At 48.8% G+C, this 16286-nt stretch carries 10 protein-coding genes; 5 read left to right on the plus strand and 5 right to left on the minus strand.

Translation table 11 applies throughout. The features are described 5' to 3' along the window. Nucleotides 1-267 precede the first annotated feature (267 nt). Together QUB63_RS14670 and QUB63_RS14675 are read right to left on the minus strand one after the other, a co-directional pair. A complete protein-coding gene (locus tag QUB63_RS14670; RefSeq protein WP_332945988.1) occupies nucleotides 268-3894 on the minus strand; it encodes a CHAT domain-containing tetratricopeptide repeat protein in 3627 nt (1208 codons plus the stop codon). 903 nt (nucleotides 3895-4797) lie between these two features. Then, complete coding sequence (locus QUB63_RS14675; RefSeq protein WP_332945989.1) at nucleotides 4798-6069, minus strand: aspartate aminotransferase family protein; 1272 nt, start codon at nucleotides 6067-6069, stop codon at nucleotides 4798-4800. Between the two features lie 128 nt (nucleotides 6070-6197). Here QUB63_RS14675 and QUB63_RS14680 point away from each other — a divergent pair, with 128 nt between their 5' ends. Then, complete coding sequence (locus QUB63_RS14680; RefSeq protein WP_332945990.1) at nucleotides 6198-7475, plus strand: ribulose bisphosphate carboxylase small subunit; 1278 nt, start codon at nucleotides 6198-6200, stop codon at nucleotides 7473-7475. A 98-nt stretch (nucleotides 7476-7573) separates the two neighbouring features. Here the strand turns inward: QUB63_RS14680 and QUB63_RS14685 are convergent, their stop codons facing one another. Beyond that, nucleotides 7574-10615 carry an AAA family ATPase gene (locus QUB63_RS14685; protein ID WP_332945991.1) on the minus strand — a complete coding sequence of 1014 codons (3042 nt, stop codon included), beginning with the start codon at nucleotides 10613-10615 and terminating at the stop codon, nucleotides 7574-7576. A gap of 309 nt (nucleotides 10616-10924) precedes the next feature. Beyond that, nucleotides 10925-12001: an ATP-binding protein gene (locus QUB63_RS14690; protein WP_332945992.1), complete on the minus strand. Its 1077-nt coding sequence runs from the start codon at nucleotides 11999-12001 to the stop codon at nucleotides 10925-10927. Nucleotides 12002-12150: 149 nt separating this feature from the next. On the opposite strand from QUB63_RS14690, the gene QUB63_RS14695 reads away from it, so the two are divergent. Next, entirely contained in the window at nucleotides 12151-12465 is a 315-nt protein-coding gene (locus tag QUB63_RS14695) for a TRADD-N-associated membrane domain-containing protein (protein WP_332945993.1), read from the plus strand. Between the two features lie 132 nt (nucleotides 12466-12597). On the opposite strand, the gene rbsK is transcribed toward QUB63_RS14695, so the two are convergent. Continuing rightward, nucleotides 12598-13518: a ribokinase gene (rbsK, locus tag QUB63_RS14700; protein ID WP_332945994.1), complete on the minus strand. Its 921-nt coding sequence runs from the start codon at nucleotides 13516-13518 to the stop codon at nucleotides 12598-12600. A 285-nt stretch (nucleotides 13519-13803) separates the two neighbouring features. On the opposite strand from rbsK, the gene nblR reads away from it, so the two are divergent. The 3 genes from nblR to QUB63_RS14715 all read left to right on the plus strand — a co-directional run bounded on the left by nblR (nucleotide 13804) and on the right by QUB63_RS14715 (nucleotide 16232). After that, nucleotides 13804-14499: a response regulator transcription factor NblR gene (gene nblR / locus QUB63_RS14705; RefSeq protein WP_332945995.1), complete on the plus strand. Its 696-nt coding sequence runs from the start codon at nucleotides 13804-13806 to the stop codon at nucleotides 14497-14499. A 126-nt stretch (nucleotides 14500-14625) separates the two neighbouring features. Beyond that, nucleotides 14626-15141 (plus strand): DUF192 domain-containing protein, encoded by a 516-nt coding sequence (locus QUB63_RS14710; protein WP_332945996.1) that lies wholly within the window; start codon nucleotides 14626-14628, stop codon nucleotides 15139-15141. An 878-nt stretch (nucleotides 15142-16019) separates the two neighbouring features. Beyond that, nucleotides 16020-16232 (plus strand): DUF2949 domain-containing protein, encoded by a 213-nt coding sequence (locus QUB63_RS14715; protein WP_332945997.1) that lies wholly within the window; start codon nucleotides 16020-16022, stop codon nucleotides 16230-16232. Nucleotides 16233-16286 lie beyond the last annotated feature (54 nt).

The raw sequence follows: 16286 nt of genomic DNA on the forward strand, positions 1-16286 counted from the left end.
TATCGTTTCATACCAAATCCTGGTTATTCATCCCCGTTATGAATTGTCTGGTGCGTCGCGAGCTTAATCTTGGTTTATACCGATAATCATTGGTGGCGACACACCCTACGGTGAAATCATTCTGGTGGTAGCTAACCGGGATTTAGTGTCAGGTGCGGAGCCATCAAATTTTCGATGGGATGCGAGGTATTTTCAATGGCTCCGCACCCTACGACTGTCACAGGTCAACTGTCACAGGTCACAGGTCAACTGTCACAGGTCAATTGACTAAACCCCAGCAGCCGTAAAAGCAGCCCAGTGATAGGGATTGGCAAAAGGACAGGGTTTGCGGTTGCGAATTTGCTGCAAAGATGCTTCAGCAATCAGGCGAGAACTTTGAGAAAGCCGATCAAACATTTGCGAAATTTGAGGCTGAAAATCCGCCAGCAACACCTCCAATTCCTCGCCAGTCAAATCCCGCAGCCACCTTTGAGCATCCGAAAGTGCTCGCGCCACATCTCCCACCTGCAACCGAGGAAACCGTCCGAGATTTTCATAAAACCTGCTCATCAGCAGCAGCGTCGAAACATCGTTCACCTTCCAAAGACTGCTGACAACACTAGACGTGCCAGCATACAACAAACCCGCCGACAAACCGACAAAATCTTCAGCACCGCCCTCTTCGCCGGCAGCAATTTCGCAAGCCGATAAAGTCACTAAAAAGTATTCGCGAAAATCCAGATTAAAAATTTCCTCCAAACTCAGAAAATCATTCCTCAAAAACACGCCGGATTTGAGCGAATCCGCCAAATTAAGCACACTCAAACAAGCAAAGTGAGCGCATTTTTTCTGCTGCAAATGCCCTATTTCCCGGGGTAAATCCCCATCATTAGCAGACATTGCTAGGGAAAAAGCCTCTTTAATTGCCTGCTTGTGGCGCAAAACTTCTGCACTGGAAAAATACTGGGAAATATTGCCGATTTCAAGGTTGCTGTAGAGCGCATCTCTGGTAAAAGTGGGAACTGCCAACAGGTGCTGCAAACGCGGCCTGTACCTGCCAATAGCTGCGCTGCGCGCGATTTGTCTCAACCGCAAGAGCTGACAGCTAGGAGCATAGCTAATTCCTCCCGGAAATCGATCGCTCAAATAACCAGCAGGGAATGAAACCTCCCCAAAAGCCGAACTTTGAGAAAAATCCGAACCGTTGTGGGTATCGAGATCGAAACCGCTGCGATCGCCCCAGTGAGATCGGAAAATTCCCCCGGTGTCCTCAAACCCGTCTCTGGCCAACAGAGGCAAAGCATGGAGCGGCAAAGCGTGCAAAAATCGGTGCGGCACAACAATCAGCCGATCGCAATTTTCCGGAATCAGCGCCACCACTCGATCGATTTCCAGCAGCGCCGCCAAGCGTTTGAGGCGACCCGGGAGATGATTGATCCAGCGACCTTTTTGCTCAGAATAAGCGCTTTTGTACTCTCGGGCCCAAGTTTCGGCAGCCAAAGCATTTTGGGCCGAACACAGGTGAACGGCGGGATATTGCGCGCCAGCAACCACCACAAAAGCCACCAGCAAATCCCCGAAACTCGCCCACACCACAGCAGCGCAATTGGCATCAGGCAACAATTGGAGAATTTGCTCGAAAGCAATGGGTTCAACTTTGCGAGCTAAGCTGAAGAAAGGGTCATTTGGCTGCACCGAGCGAGCAATCAACCCATCAAACTGCCGCCACAATTGATTTAAGTGCATAAAGTCCGAGTTCGGCAGCAGAGAACCGCTGTTCAAACCTTGGCTGTCGCCCTCAGAAATCAAGGTAGTGCTCGGATCGGACTCTCGCTGTTCTTGGTGCCGCTGTTCCAGAGCGATTTCCAGTTGCAGCGAGTCCAACTCGCCGAGCACCGCTGCGGGAATGTCGCCTTTCGGCGTCAGGTGGCATTTAACCAGCAGTTCTACCAAATTCCGATTTTTGTGGCGTTCGGCGTATTCCAGGGCTTTAGCGCCATATTCCGGCTGGGTTTTGCCGAGTTCCAGGCAAACTTGCACCAGGCATTTATAGAGGCCTGTCCAGGTGGGGGCTAACTTGACTTTGGCGGTACTTGCCCGATCGCCCAAATCGGCCGCATCAACCCCAGCTTCGCTGCGCAAGAATTCAACAGTATCCACAGCAGCACTAAAAACGCCGTAGGCGCCAAGCAAGTCGCCTCGAACTCGGTAAGCTTCACCCAAATAAAATAAAATTTGCGCCCATCTGTGGGGATAGGTTTCGCGAGTGTAGACTTGGCCGGCACTGTGATAGCAGGCGATCGCGCTTTCGAGGTGAGACGACTTTTCCGTCTCAGTCAGTTCCGAAAAAGCCCGCCCGAGATAAATTTGCAGCATTGCCCAGCGGTTGGGAGCACCCTGCCTGGTGTAGACTTGGCTGGCATTTTGATAGCAGGCGATCGCGCTTTTGAGGTTGCGGTTTTTTTCCCCTTTCACGTGTTGGCAGAAAGCGCGCCCGAGGTAGGCGCAGAGCATTGCCCAGCGTTCGGGAGTTTTTTGGCGGTTGCAAAAGAGCAAAGCATTTTGATAGCAGGCGATCGCCAGTTCGATATTTTCGGCTTTTTCCCCTTTCACCCGCAGGCTGTAGATCCTGCCGAGGTAAGTTTGGATCGAACCCCAGGCTTCGGGAAATTTGATGCGGGTGTAGACTTGTAAAGCATTTTGATAGCAGGCGATCGCCATTTCCAGATTTTCCACCGGATCGCCTTTAATGCGATCGACAAACACCCGGCCCAAATTTCTTTGAGTCGTCGCCCACTGCAGCGGAAAAGCTTCCTTAGTCCGCACTTGCAAAGCTCTCTGGTAGCAGTTGACAGCGTATTCGAGATTTTCGGCTCGGTTGCCCCGCAGGAACTCACAGTAAGCATTTGCCAAATTATTTTGAGTCGTGGCCCAGCGCCGGGGAAAAGTCTTGCGGTTGTAGACTTGCAAAGCATTGTGGTAGCAAACGACTGCCTGTTCCAGATTTTGAGCTTTGTCGCCCCGCAGCCGGCGGCTGTAAGCGCGGCCGAGATTGTTTTGAGTGCTCGCCCACTCTCCCCCGAAAGCCTCGCGGTTGCGAACTCGCAGCGCGTTTTGATAGCAGGCGATGGCAATTTCGAGATTGTCTCCCGCATCTCCCCTGCGGCGCTCGCTGTAAGCGTTTCCCAGATTGTTTTGCAGCGTCGCCCACTGTTCCGGATACTGTTCGGGAGTGCGCACTTGCAGGGCATTTGCAAAGCAAGCGATCGCAAGTTCGATATTTTGAGCCTTATCGCCTTTGGGGCGATCGGTATAAGCGTTGCCCAGATTGTTTTGCAGCGTCGCCCACTCTTGGGGAAATTCTCTGCGAGTAAAAACCTTAGCCACCGTTTCGTAACCGGCAATTTCGATTTCCAAGTTATTCGCCTTGGTGCCGAGGGGAAACCGCCCAATTTTGTTGCTCAGATTGCCGATGAGGGCTGCAATGCGCCTAGCCTCCGATTCTGTGGCAGTAGGGAGTACCAAAGTTGCCCAGCGGCGCAGCAGTTGTGCAAAATTCTGGTCGAGTTTGTCTAAATTGTTTCTCAGCAGCGCGTACACGTGCTGCGAATCAGGGCTGCGCGCCACTGCCTGCAATACTTCTGCTAAAAAAGTCAGATATGCGGCCCCGGTTGCGGATAATTTAGCATTGCCCTTGGCAGATTCTAAGGGTGCGATCGCCCTTTGGAAAAATTTGGCAGCTTTGAGCAAACTGTCTCGCGTCAGTGCCGGCTCTTCCAAGTAAAGCGTTTGCACGATCCCAAAGTCGATCGACTTTGAGTCAGTCCTCAAAATCCAATTTATTCCTGAGTCCACAGGATTTTCCAGCAGCGCTCGGAGCATATTAACATCAGTTTCGCGACGCTGTTCGTCCATCGTGCATTCCGCCGAACTATTAACGATAGGATTGCTGCTTCCGTGCAGCCAATTAAATCAGGAACTGTTTAAATTTGGCTCCCGAACCCGAGGTACGAGTCTGGGACGGATTATAGAGCTTAAAGGATGGAATCAGTTAAACCTGGATTCACAAGTCGCAACGGACAGGCAGATAGCGAGACTAGCGCCTACAATCGCTAATAGTATTATTATTTTGCGCGTTGGATGAGGGTAAAATCCCGGTCAAAGGCGCCGTCAGTCTTTCGGGGCGGGTTTCACAGACAATATTCGAGTCGAGGATAAAACTCAATTTTATCTTGATATATTGGAGTCGATCGGCATTCGGGAGCGGTGAAAAAATCCCAACCGGGAGTCTATTAACTTTAAGACTTACCTAGAAAGATTAAAAAAACCGGGTTTTTCCAGCACACACATCGCCATAACGCAGTGCATTTGCCTAAAAAAACAGGTTTCCGGGCAATTCCTAAACTGGATAAAACCCGCCCCGACTGACTTGCAGCGGAGCGGCTTTACTTTTATCCCGATCGGGACTGATATCATGTCCCGTCGATTACCATCACAAAAAAGGTCCGCAAAAGCGGACTTCAGTCCGCAAAACGCTGCAGACTGAAGTCCGCTTTTGCGGACGCATCTGCCGGATTTGTCCGCAAAAGCGGACTTCAGTCCGCAAAACGCTGCGGACTGAAGTCCGCTTTTGCGGACGCATCTGATAGATTGCGGTTAATCGATCGAACACAATATGAGGCTAAGAAACCGGGTTTCTGGGAAACTATCGGGTTTAGTAACGAGAAATCTCGAAAGAAACCGGGTTTCTCAGGAATAGCGCCTCTGCATATTGTGCAAGTTGCAGCGCTACAGCTCACAAAAATCAACCCAGTAGATTTAATGTACCGCTTGAGAGCGCAGCGCTTCCTCAACTGCAAGCAAAGCCCGAGCGACTTCAGCAGCAGAGACAATCAGAGGCGGAACAAACCTCAGCACTTTCGGCCCGGCGGGAACCAACAGCACACCAGCGGCGATCGCAGATTTCACGATATCGCCCGATGTCAGTTCAATATCAGCCTGCAATTCCAACCCGACAATCAAGCCCCAGCCGCGCACTTCAGCAATCAAATGCGGATATGCCGCCGCCAGCTTGTTGAGGCCTGCTTTCAACTGTTCTCCGCGCTGCTGGACGTTTTCCAGAAGGTTTTCCCGTTCCAAAGTTTGGCACACGCACAAAGCTATAGCGCAAGCAAAAGGATTGCCGCCGAAAGTGCTAGCGTGACTTCCCGGTTCAAATACATCGCAGTGAGACTTGCACAGCATAGCGCCGATCGGGATACCGCCGCCCAACCCCTTCGCCGAGGTAAAGATATCCGGTTCAATACCCAGGTTTTCGTAACCCCAATATTTGCCGCTGCGTCCCATTCCGACTTGCACTTCATCGAGAATCAGCAAAATGCCTTTTTCGTCGCAAATTTCCCGAATCCGCTGGAAATAGGCGATATCTCCCGGGCGAACTCCGCCTTCACCTTGCAGCGCTTCCAGCATAATTGCAGCCACTTGGCGTTCGTCTTTGTCGAGTTCCTCGATCGCTTGTTCGATCGCACTAATATCGTTGTAAGGCACGTAGTGAAATCCCGGCACCAACGGGCTAAAACCCTTCTGATATTTAGGTTGTCCCGTCGCCGTAATTGTCGCCAAAGTCCGCCCGTGGAAACTAGCAACAGCGGTAATGACTGTCGGATTCGAGATATGTAATTTTTCGTGAGCGTACTTGCGAGCGAGTTTAATTGCCGCTTCATTAGCTTCCGCGCCGGAGTTGCAAAAAAAGGCTCTGTCAGCGCAAGAATGGTCTACAAGCCACTTCGCCAGCTCGCCCTGTACGGGGATATAATAAAGATTAGAAACGTGGTGCAGGGTCTGAATTTGCTTAGTTACCGCTGCAATCATTGCCGGGTGGGCGTGTCCCAGAGTGCAGGTAGCAATACCCGCCACAAAATCGAGATATTCGCGACCCTCGGTATCCCAAACGCGGCAGCCGAGGCCCCGTTCCAGGGCGATCGCAAAACGCCCGTAAGTTGTCATTACATAGCTGTCGAAGCTCTCAGAACTGAAGGGACTGGCTTCGGCTTGCACGATCGGTTCTTTTAGTAAGGTTTCTGGACTCACGAATCGCTCCTTAACAAATAATATGCAGACCTCGATTGTACGGTAAAAATCCAGGTTAGCGGTGCAGCCTGTTACTTTTGTCATAAAATCATAACAGTAACAGCAATTAATCCCTGACAAATCTACTGATGAGTTATTACATTTCTCCTGACTTTCTCGATCGCGTTGCGGTGCACATTACTAAAAACTTTTTAAATTTGCCCGGAGTAAGAGTACCCCTAATTTTGGGAATTCACGGCCGCAAAGGAGAAGGCAAAACTTTTCAAACCGAACTGGTTTTTCGGCGGATGGGCTTTGAACCGGTGATGATATCTGGCGGCGAATTAGAAAGCCCGGATGCAGGAGATCCGGCGCGTTTAATTCGCTTGCGCTACCGGGAAGCTGCGGAGCAAATTCGCGTGCGCGGCGAGATGTGCGCCATCTTTATTAACGATTTGGATGCTGGTGCTGGCAGGTTCGATTCTACTACTCAATATACTGTCAATACTCAGATGGTCAATGCCACTCTGATGAATATTGCTGATAATCCAACTAACGTGCAGTTACCGGGAAGTTATGACAGCACGCCGCTGCACAGAGTGCCGATTATTGTCACGGGAAATGATTTTTCTACGCTGTACGCGCCGCTGATTCGCGACGGGCGGATGGAAAAGTATTATTGGGAACCGAGCCGGGATGATAAAATTGGGATTGTTGGGGGAATTTTTGAGTCTGACAAATTGTCAAAAACTGAGATTGTGGGGTTAGTCGATAATTTTCCCGATCAGGCGATCGACTTTTTTAGCGCTTTGCGATCGCGCATTTACGACGAACAAGTCCGCGAATTCATTCACCAAATAGGAATCGAGCGAGTTTCCAAGCGTTTGGTAAACACTGTGGAAGCAGCGCCCGATTTTCCGAACCCGAATTTCAGCCTCGCTCATTTAATAGAAATGGGCAGTTTGATGGTGGGCCAACAAAAGCGGATTCAGGAAATGCGCTTAGTAGATGAATACAACCAATCGCGCCTGTTCAACGTTAAAGGAACCCCCAATGCTGCTGCTGCTGCGCCAACGCCAAGTCAATTAAACGACCCGTCGTCCAAATATTATAAAGCTTACGTCGAGCCAAGTTCTGAAGAGGGTAACGGTCATGCAGCGCGGCTGAGTTCCGAGGTATTGGAACAAGTAAAGCAGTTGTTAGCAAGAGGCTGCAAAATAGGCATGGAATATGCAGATAATCGCCGATTTAAAACTGGTTCTTGGCAAAGTTGCGCGACGATTCAAACAGCACAGGAAAAAGATGTGGTTGCATCTTTAGAAAATTGTTTGGCGGAACACGGCGGCGAATACGTGCGGCTGATTGGTATCGATCCAAAAGTCAAGCGCAGGGTAGTTGAAACAATTATTCAGCGACCGAAGGGTTGATTTTTAAAGTTAAAGTAGGGTGCGCCTAGCGCACCTGACAAAATCTCTAAGAATAAAAACTCTGTGTCCTCTGCGTTCTCTGCGGTTAATCAAAAAAATTAGGATGATGCAAACCAGCGGCGAATTAATTCTACTTGGAAACGGTAGCCCTCACTAACTTCCTCAATCAATTCGCGTTGCAAAAGTAAATTGAGAGCATCGGATTTATCGGGAAAGTGTTGCAAAATAGTTGGTCGGCTGACTGTTGCCCCTTCTCCTCGTGCTGCCAAAAACTGCAAAATAGCTAATCCTGCGGCATCTACTTGGTTGTTTTGAATATCTGCAAAAAAGAAACTCCCAACACTTAAAGCCTCTGGGATTGCTGCTTCGACATCGGCTAAAGTTGCGAGTCGGCGGATAGATGGATCTTGCTCGTTTTTTAGTGCGATAATTTCAGCGCAGAGGAGTTGGATTAGGAAAGGGTGACAGCGGGTGAGTTGCAAAACTCGATCGACCGCATTGGGTTCGTAACGCAGGGTAAAATCTTGGACGGGTTGCTCAATTAGTTGACGCGCTTCGGGTTGTTTCAGGTAGCTGATGTGAACGACTTGGACATTGATTAAATAGCTAGCCCAACGCTGAAATTCTTCTATTGTATGGGAACCAGCTAGCAGCACTTTGAAGCGGGGACGATGTTGAATCAGGTGACGCAACATTCCCAGAACATCCTCCTCATCAAAGCGTCCTTTTGTGATGGCATTATCTAGCGCCTCGAATTCATCGAAGGCAAGCAGGGCAATATTTTGTTGTAGCGCTTTTTCTACTTCGCGCAGCCATTCATCAAAGCGGGTGAAAGGATCATCTTGCAGTGTTTCGCGCTTAAGAGATGGAACAGTTAACGCACTTTGGCGCTTGGCTGAGTCTGCCATACTCCTAGCGATATTGTAGAGAAACCCAGCAGAATCACTTGCTGATGAAACTGGGCCTTGCAAGTCTACAAACATGGGAATGATATTGCTGGGTAGCAAGCGCCCCAAGTTGTTGAGTAGGGAAGTTTTGCCCATGCGCCGCTGACCGTAGAGTAACAAAGGAGGGCGGCGGCGGTCTAGCAGTAATTGCTCCATGCGCGTGCCAATATCAGTACGTCCGGTGAATATTTCCTGTTGTTCTGTCAGGGGTACGCCGATGATATAAGGGTTGTTGATTTCTTGTCGTAGTTCAACTGCTTTCGCCTGTTCTTGCACATAGTTGGTGACAATTTCATACCAACTATTTGCAACAGGGCGAAAACGTACTGCATATTTGTCACCACTGCGGGTCAATTCTCGACTTAAACCATTTAATCTTTCTGCTACAGCAGTGAGGGCTAAACGCTGGTTGTAAGCACTGTTTTGGTTGAGGGCTGCTGCTACGTCCTGGCTGATGCGACTAAAGCTACTTAAGAGGGAATCAACTGGACTATTGAGTTCTCCAAGGGCTAGATGGCGGTAGGCGTCACCGATAGCAGCTACATCCGTACAACGTTCTAATTCCCGTGCATCAAGTCCAAATTGTACCTCGTTGGTGACAATTTCATACCAACTATGTGCAATAGGGCGAAAACGTACTGCATATTTGTCACCACTGCGGGTCAATTCTTGAAAAATTAAACCATTTAATCTTTCTGCTACAGTACTGAGGGCTAAACGCTGGTTGTAAGCACTATTTTGGTTGAGGGCTGCTGCTACATCCTCGCTGATGCGACTAAACCTACTTAGGAGAGGACTAACTGGACTATTCAGTTCTACAAGGACTAGATTGCGGTAGGCGTTACCGATAGCAGCTACATCTTTACAACATTCTAATTTCGGTGCATTAAGTTCAATTTCTACAGCTTGTGCAGCCCAACGCTGGCGGCTTGTGTTTAAATACTTGAGTGCAGCTTGGCCCTCTTCTGGATTCCGCCTCATTACTAAGAGAATGTGCTGGTCTAAGCCTTGTAGGGGAAGGCCCTGCCACTCATACCAGAAAGCAGAATGCCGACGTAAGAAACTGGGTTTAGTAGCTGTGGGTTGTTTATCGAGTTGGTAGAGCAGAATATTCCATCCTGTTAGGAAGGGATACAGTGCCACTGGCAGGCATAAGGCTATGACCACCAAGCCCACGCCCATCACCACGACCACCACGCCCCAAACCACGTTCCTCACCACGCCCCACACCACGACCACCACGCCCCACACCACGACCACCACGCCCCACACCACGACCACCACGCCCCACACCACGTTCCTCACCACGCCCCAAACCACGTTCCTCACCACGCCCCACACCACGTTCCTCACCACGCCCCAAACCACGTTCCTCACCACGCCCCACAGGTACCTGATCGTACCCCACACCGCGCTGCACACTACTGGCAACCACACCAGCATCCGCCCATCCACCGGGATAGACCAGCTCCAGTCCCATCTCTTCCACTCCCATATCACGCGGCACTGGCTCAACGTCCCGAGCCACCAGCGCAAGTTTTCTTTCTTCCACTCGAACATCACGGGGCACTGCTCCGACCTCACGTCCGGCACCAAGCCCCAGAAAAAGTCCGATGCCACGCCCCACGCCCAGTGCGATGCCACGCCCCCCATAAAGTTCGATGCCACGCCCCCCATAAAGTTCGATGCCACGCCCCCCATAAAGTTCGATGCCACGCCCCACACCCAGTGCGATGCCACGCCCCCCATAAAGTTCGATGCCACGCCCCACACCCAGTGCGATGCCATGCCCCACGCTACGCCCAACAACATGCCCAACAACATGCCCGACGCTATGCCGAGCGCCACGTTCAACTTCTTGTCCTTTCGTGAGATCAACCCCAAGCTGGTCAACAGCACGCCCGACACCACGCTCGACACCACACCTAACACTACGCCCGACGCAATCTTTTCTACTGGCGCACCTAATAACCAAAGTACGAAGGCAACAACAATTGAATTGGCTAGAACAGGCACGACTAGGAATACTTCTATTAGTAATTTCCCCAAAGCTGGATTGCGCTTGAGATAGTTTCGCCAAGCCGAGGGACGAAAGAAAAGCCAGAACAGCAATTGCAAGCTACCCAGAATTAGGTTGGGATGCTTTTCCGGTGCATTCGTGTAGGCGTTGCGCGGCACATTTGGGGAGGTCATCCGATTTTAGATTTTAGATTTTAGATTTTAGATTGAGCCCACAGATAAATGCGAGGGCTTGCGATCAAATTGCTTTACTTACTTAATTTTGAGTAGTTTCATAAATATAACGAGCCCTAGACCAATAGTCCGGACTGTTTTTATATGGCCCAATGGCTTATGCTCGCTTGACTTTGAGCCACTGTGGATAATTAAATCAATGTCAGCTCCACCCCTGACTTACATTTAATTCGACTTTTTTATGATCCTTGCCCTGTAAAACTTGTAGTATCGTTCCAAAAACTGTCCGGAGTATTGCTAGACAAGTTTCTAAAATAAATGAGTGAAGGGCTGCATCTGTTGTAACCCTTCTTCACGCCACTTATCCCCCATTTCCCCATGTTCCAGACTAAATAATCGTTCTCGACAAAGGATTTGCAGCAGCAGAGGCCAGCATTTACTTTGAGTCAAAATCCACTCGACATCCTCAGCCGGAAAAGGAATGGGCGAACTGGCTATCAACTCGCGCGCTTCAGCTTCAGTCATAGCTCCCAGAGTTGTGGTATATCCAAAGATATTGAAAAAAGGCGAACTATGCCCGGTGCTGCGCGCTAAGTCGATCGGCAATTCTGGAGTTGCCAAGACAAAGCCTAAATTCCCATTGGTTTGGTTAGTCGCCAAAGAGCGCAAACTCTCCCAAAACCCATCATCTAATTCGGGACAGCGTTGCAATCCTGCCCCAATTTCATCTAATAGGATGACTGTAGGCTGACGTAAATTACTGCTAACCGCATCCATAAATCTATCTAAGTCGCAAGGGTTAGGTACTGGCATTTTTAGGGATTCTAAAATGTAGCGCAGCAGCCCTTCCCGACTCTGCCGTCGCGCATCTTGAAAATCTACGAAAATCCAACGATAGTTTTCTGGAGAGGGCAACCAGTCAGATTTTTGACCGGAACGCAACTGTTCTGTTGGGGTGGTGGTAATATTTTTCAAGTAGTGCAGCAAAGAAGTCTTGCCACTGCGCCTCTTGCCGATAATGGCAGCATTTTGCAGGGGACGGCGTTTGAGTAAGTCGAATAGGCGTTTTAGTTCTTTTTGCCGCCCGAAAAAGTAGCGCGGATGAGTGATGGGAGTGCCAGTGATGAAAGCTGAGGTTTCCTCGAAGAGAGGCTTAGGGATAGTTTCGTCTATATATACGATATTTCTCCATTCATACCCCAATCTTCCGCTAATTTCCAGAAAATATGAGTAATCAACAGGTTGTCCCGTCAGAAATTTCTTGACTGTGGATAGCCCAATGTCCAATTCTTCAGCCAAAGCCTTCTGACTCGGAAAGCCGTTGCGTCCTAAAGCCGATTTGACTTGTTCGATCCACCCTGGAGAAACTTTGAGCGATCGCCCCATGATGCCTCTACAGAAAATTACTAAGTCGAATTATAGATTTAATCTCAACTACAAGTCAACCAACAAGTCAACTCGCTCAACCTTCGCGATCGACTCTGAACTCAACCTTGCTTGATTTTTAATAGGATTGTAGAGTGGAATTTAGACAAATGTCGGACAATAAATTACCTCCCAAGCAAGCACCATCCTCCGATGACTCTGCCAAGCTCGATCGCAAGATTATTCCAGACAGTGGGCATCAACAAGCGCCTTTGATTTCTCACGCAACTCTTGTACTCATCATTGCCAGCACTTTTGTCAATATTTTAGGCATCGGATTGTTGTTTTTTGGCAAAGTTCCAGAAGGAACAATTACCGCCACTAGCGGCTTAACAACAAATATTGTTAGCTTGCTGGTCATGTTGGCGAAAGAAAATAACGACAGACTCGATCGCCTAGCCAAAGAATTCAAAGACGGCGATTAAATAAAAATAGTTAAAGTAGGGTGCGCATTCCGCACCTGACAAATTACCAATTCAACTAATGCGCGCTTTACAAGTCAAAGTAGGGCGCGCATTCCGCACCTGACAAATTCAACTAACGCGCACCTGACCAATTCAAATTAAATTCTGCAAAAAATTATCAAAAGTTGCCCGATCGGGCATAGCACCTTGAGCACCCACTTTAGTTGTGCACAGAGCGCCCGCTGCTGCGCCCCACCGCACCGCCTCTGACAAGGACAGACCGGCATCTAATGCAGAGGCCAACCCGCCGTTAAAAGCATCGCCAGCAGCCACAGTGTCGATCGCCTCCACAGCAAAAGCCGGTACAAAAAAGGTTTCTTCTGCAGTAACAGCAATAGCGCCGCGATCGCCCAATTTGACAATAACATTCTTGACACCGCGCTCCTGCAACTGTTTGGCAGCTACAATCGCGGTTTCCGTGTCATTCACCCGAAAACCGACTAACTGACCCGCTTCCACTTCATTCGGCGTCATAATGTCAATTAGCGGATAAAGTTCGATCGGCAAATCCGCCCTAGCCGGTGCTGGATCGAGAATAACTCGCACCCCCGCTTGACGAGCAGCTTTCGCAGCTTTTTGGACAACTTCCAGGGGAATTTCTAACTGTAACAGCAAAGATGTAGCTGCTGTTAAGAGTTTTTTGAGACGTTCTATATCTGCTTCACCGACATTGTTATTCGCGCCCGGAATCACAATAATATTATTTTGACCTGTCTCGTCTACGGCGATAATTGCCACACCTGAATGAGTGTTTTGGTCTATTAATACATTATCTGTACTTAAACCATAAGATTGTAAATTAGTCAATAATTCTTCAGCAAATTTATCGTTACCGACGCGGCCGATGATGTTAGTAGAAGTGCCGAGACGGGCGGCCGCGACGGCTTGATTTGCTCCTTTGCCGCCGCCGGCCGTGAAAAAATTGCTACCGATGATTGTTTCCCCAGGTTGGGGCAACCGGGGAGTTTTTGCTGCTAGGTCGATGTTGATACTGCCGAATACGATGATTGTCATAATTTAAATTGGGAATTGGGCGGAGCGAAGCGGAGGGATGGGGCATGGGGCATCGGGAATTGGGCATGGGGCATGGGGCATTGTAGAATTGGGAATTGGTAATGGGTAGCAACTCGCAAATAACCCATAACGAATAGACATCTCCCATAATTATCGTGGAACAGGCATCCTGCCTGTTCAAAATCTGCTTTTTAGGAGAAGTCTAATAACAGCCAACTGTCAACCGCCAACCGCCAACAAGCCTCAAACGTGCTAGAACAGTTATGGTCTTCACAGGTCAATTCAATGGCTGCAATTACTCTCGATCGCAATCCCTGTGTCCTGCTGGTTGAAACAGACGAAGTTCTCGCCGGACACTTGAGTCTCGACTTAAAATCCTCCGGCTACGAACCTGTAGTGGCTTCTAATACCGCCACCGGCCAACATTTAGCCCGTGAATTGCACCCAGCTTTGATTGTAATTGACCGGATACTCGGGCCAGAGTCGGGGCTGTCACTGTGTTCTCACCTCAGAAGTAGTGGCAATCGGGTGCCGGTGCTGCTATTGATCGGTCGCGATACAGTTGACGATCGCGTAGCTTGTCTAGAAGCTGGCGCGGACGATTATTTTCTCAAACCTTACCGCACTGAGGAGTTTTTGCAGTTGGTGCGCTTGTATTTGCAGCCGGATAACGGCAGCAACGAACAATTGAGGTTTGGCGATTTAGTTTTGGATTTGGCCTCTAGGCGGGCCCTGCGCAATGGACGGGCGATCGACCTGACGATGAAGGAATTTGAGCTGCTAAAGTATTTGATGGAAAATCCCCGCGAGGTTTTGACTCGGGAACAAATTCTGGAAAATGTTTGGGGTTACGACTTTCTGGGCGAGTCGAATGTAATTGAGGTTTACATCCGCTATCTGCGGCTCAAAATTGAAGATGAGGGCGAAAAGCGCTTGATTCAGACCGTGCGCGGTGTTGGCTACGTGATGCGCGAAGCTTGAAGCAGTCAGTTGACTGTTGACTGTTGACTGTTGACTGTTGACTGTTGACTGTTGGCTAGTTCCAAGGTCCAAGGTCCAAGGTCCTATTGCCAATCTAAAATCTAAAATCTAAAATCTAAAATCATTATGAGTTATTTAGCTAATTTTCTGAGTATTGGGGTAATTCTATTTTTGCTGGGATGTTCGCCGACTTTACCTGTCGCAGATGCTGGTGCTACTGGTATTTTGACCTCGCAGTCTCCGAGGGCGACAACATCGGGCCAAGTGCTGCCTGTTTCTGCTAGAGCTCGGATAGCCGATCGCCCAATCGAACTCGAAGTGGCGAAAACAGTGGAACAGCAGGCTATGGGTTTAATGTACAGAACTTCTTTGCCGGATGACAGAGGAATGCTGTTTGATTTTAAATCGGCGCGGTCGGTCAATTTTTGGATGAAAAATTGCAAGATTTCTCTGGATATGATTTTTCTGCGGAATGGGGTGGTTGAGGCGATCGAACTTTCTGCACCTCCTTGTACTGCAGATCCTTGTCCTACCTACGGGCCCGATACTGCTGTCGATCGAGTTATTGAACTCCGGGGCGGGCGAGCTGCTGAACTCGGTGTCAAAGTGGGCGATCGGATTGAAATCGAGTTTTTCCAGTAACAATTCCGGCATTTTCAGGGCTGGCGCATGGGGCTAGAAACCCGGTTTCTTCTCATATTTCTCGTCAATAAACACAAAATTTCGTAGAAACCGGGTTTCTGAGGTCACTCCTCCTCTTCTGAATCGGCTGAGTTCGGCTTCGGTAAATCCGGCAAAAATTTAGAAACTTTACAAAAATTGATAAAATCTGTTAAATTATTAATGTAAGATGCAGCACAAAGACCAAAAGATTTGCTACTATGTCAATCTCAGTCAGTCTGGGCTTGAGCTTGTTTGCAGAAGCTGTAGATTGTTGGTCGCAGGTATGAGACGAGTCAGCGACTCGTTACCAATCCTGAGAGACGATGCTCAGCCGCTCGGGCTTTGGGTACGAAAAGAAATTCTCTGGAACTTCTCAGGTTCGACCTAAATCTACTAAACCTATCTGAAGTAAGATGCTACGAGCCAAATTAATTGGCCCAGTGAACTTCTGGTAGCCGCTTGGGGTTCGATCGAAATATCTAACCAATTTTGGGGAAGTAGATTTGCGGATTCTGCATTTGGGTAGATGAAGTTAAACTCTGAACCTGGTTTAGTAGTTTTAGGTAGCAGGATTTATTCAGATTCGCGCTGCAAGATGCCGAGGTATTCAGTTTAGGTTCGATCGCGATCGCTCGAGCGATCGGACCAGCATCAGCAAAATTGCAAAACCTTTCGCTTTTTGGGAAAGGTTGGCTTTACAGTCGCACTCAGCACTAAGTTTTGCATTTTCAACAACCGCTAATACTGTTAAAACAGCTATCGACGGTTAAAAGACAGATTTAAAACTGGCTTATTAGTAATCAAAAACATCAGGTTCGCATCAGAAAATGGTGTCCTATACATGGAGGCGAAATCACATGGCACCCGCTACATACACTAGATTAATTCGATTTTTACAAGAAGATTTGGCAATTTCTCCGGCGTCAATTGCTGTCGCCGAACGCGGTGGCGACAAACAGCGGCAACGCGATCGAGACCCTAATTCCTTGCCGATGGTTCTGTGGCAATACGGTTTAGTCACTTTAGAACAGTTGGATAAAATCTTTGATTGGTTGTCCCAAGCATATTAAAAGGATTTTAGATTTTAGAGAAAATCCAAAATCCAAAATCCTTTAATAACTGAG

Source organism: Microcoleus sp. ARI1-B5 (assembly GCF_036705795.1).
Lineage (GTDB): Bacteria > Cyanobacteriota > Cyanobacteriia > Cyanobacteriales > Microcoleaceae > Microcoleus.

Coding starts and splice junctions, on each gene's coding strand:
- rbsK (WP_332945994.1), bottom strand. CDS start 13,518: ATGACAATCATCGTATTCGGCAGTATCAACATCGACCTAGCAGCAAAA.
- nblR (WP_332945995.1), top strand. CDS start 13,804: ATGGCTGCAATTACTCTCGATCGCAATCCCTGTGTCCTGCTGGTTGAA.
- QUB63_RS14695 (WP_332945993.1), top strand. CDS start 12,151: ATGTCGGACAATAAATTACCTCCCAAGCAAGCACCATCCTCCGATGAC.
- QUB63_RS14680 (WP_332945990.1), top strand. CDS start 6,198: ATGAGTTATTACATTTCTCCTGACTTTCTCGATCGCGTTGCGGTGCAC.
- QUB63_RS14690 (WP_332945992.1), bottom strand. CDS start 12,001: ATGGGGCGATCGCTCAAAGTTTCTCCAGGGTGGATCGAACAAGTCAAA.
- QUB63_RS14710 (WP_332945996.1), top strand. CDS start 14,626: ATGAGTTATTTAGCTAATTTTCTGAGTATTGGGGTAATTCTATTTTTG.
- QUB63_RS14715 (WP_332945997.1), top strand. CDS start 16,020: ATGGCACCCGCTACATACACTAGATTAATTCGATTTTTACAAGAAGAT.
- QUB63_RS14685 (WP_332945991.1), bottom strand. CDS start 10,615: ATGACCTCCCCAAATGTGCCGCGCAACGCCTACACGAATGCACCGGAA.
- QUB63_RS14670 (WP_332945988.1), bottom strand. CDS start 3,894: ATGGACGAACAGCGTCGCGAAACTGATGTTAATATGCTCCGAGCGCTG.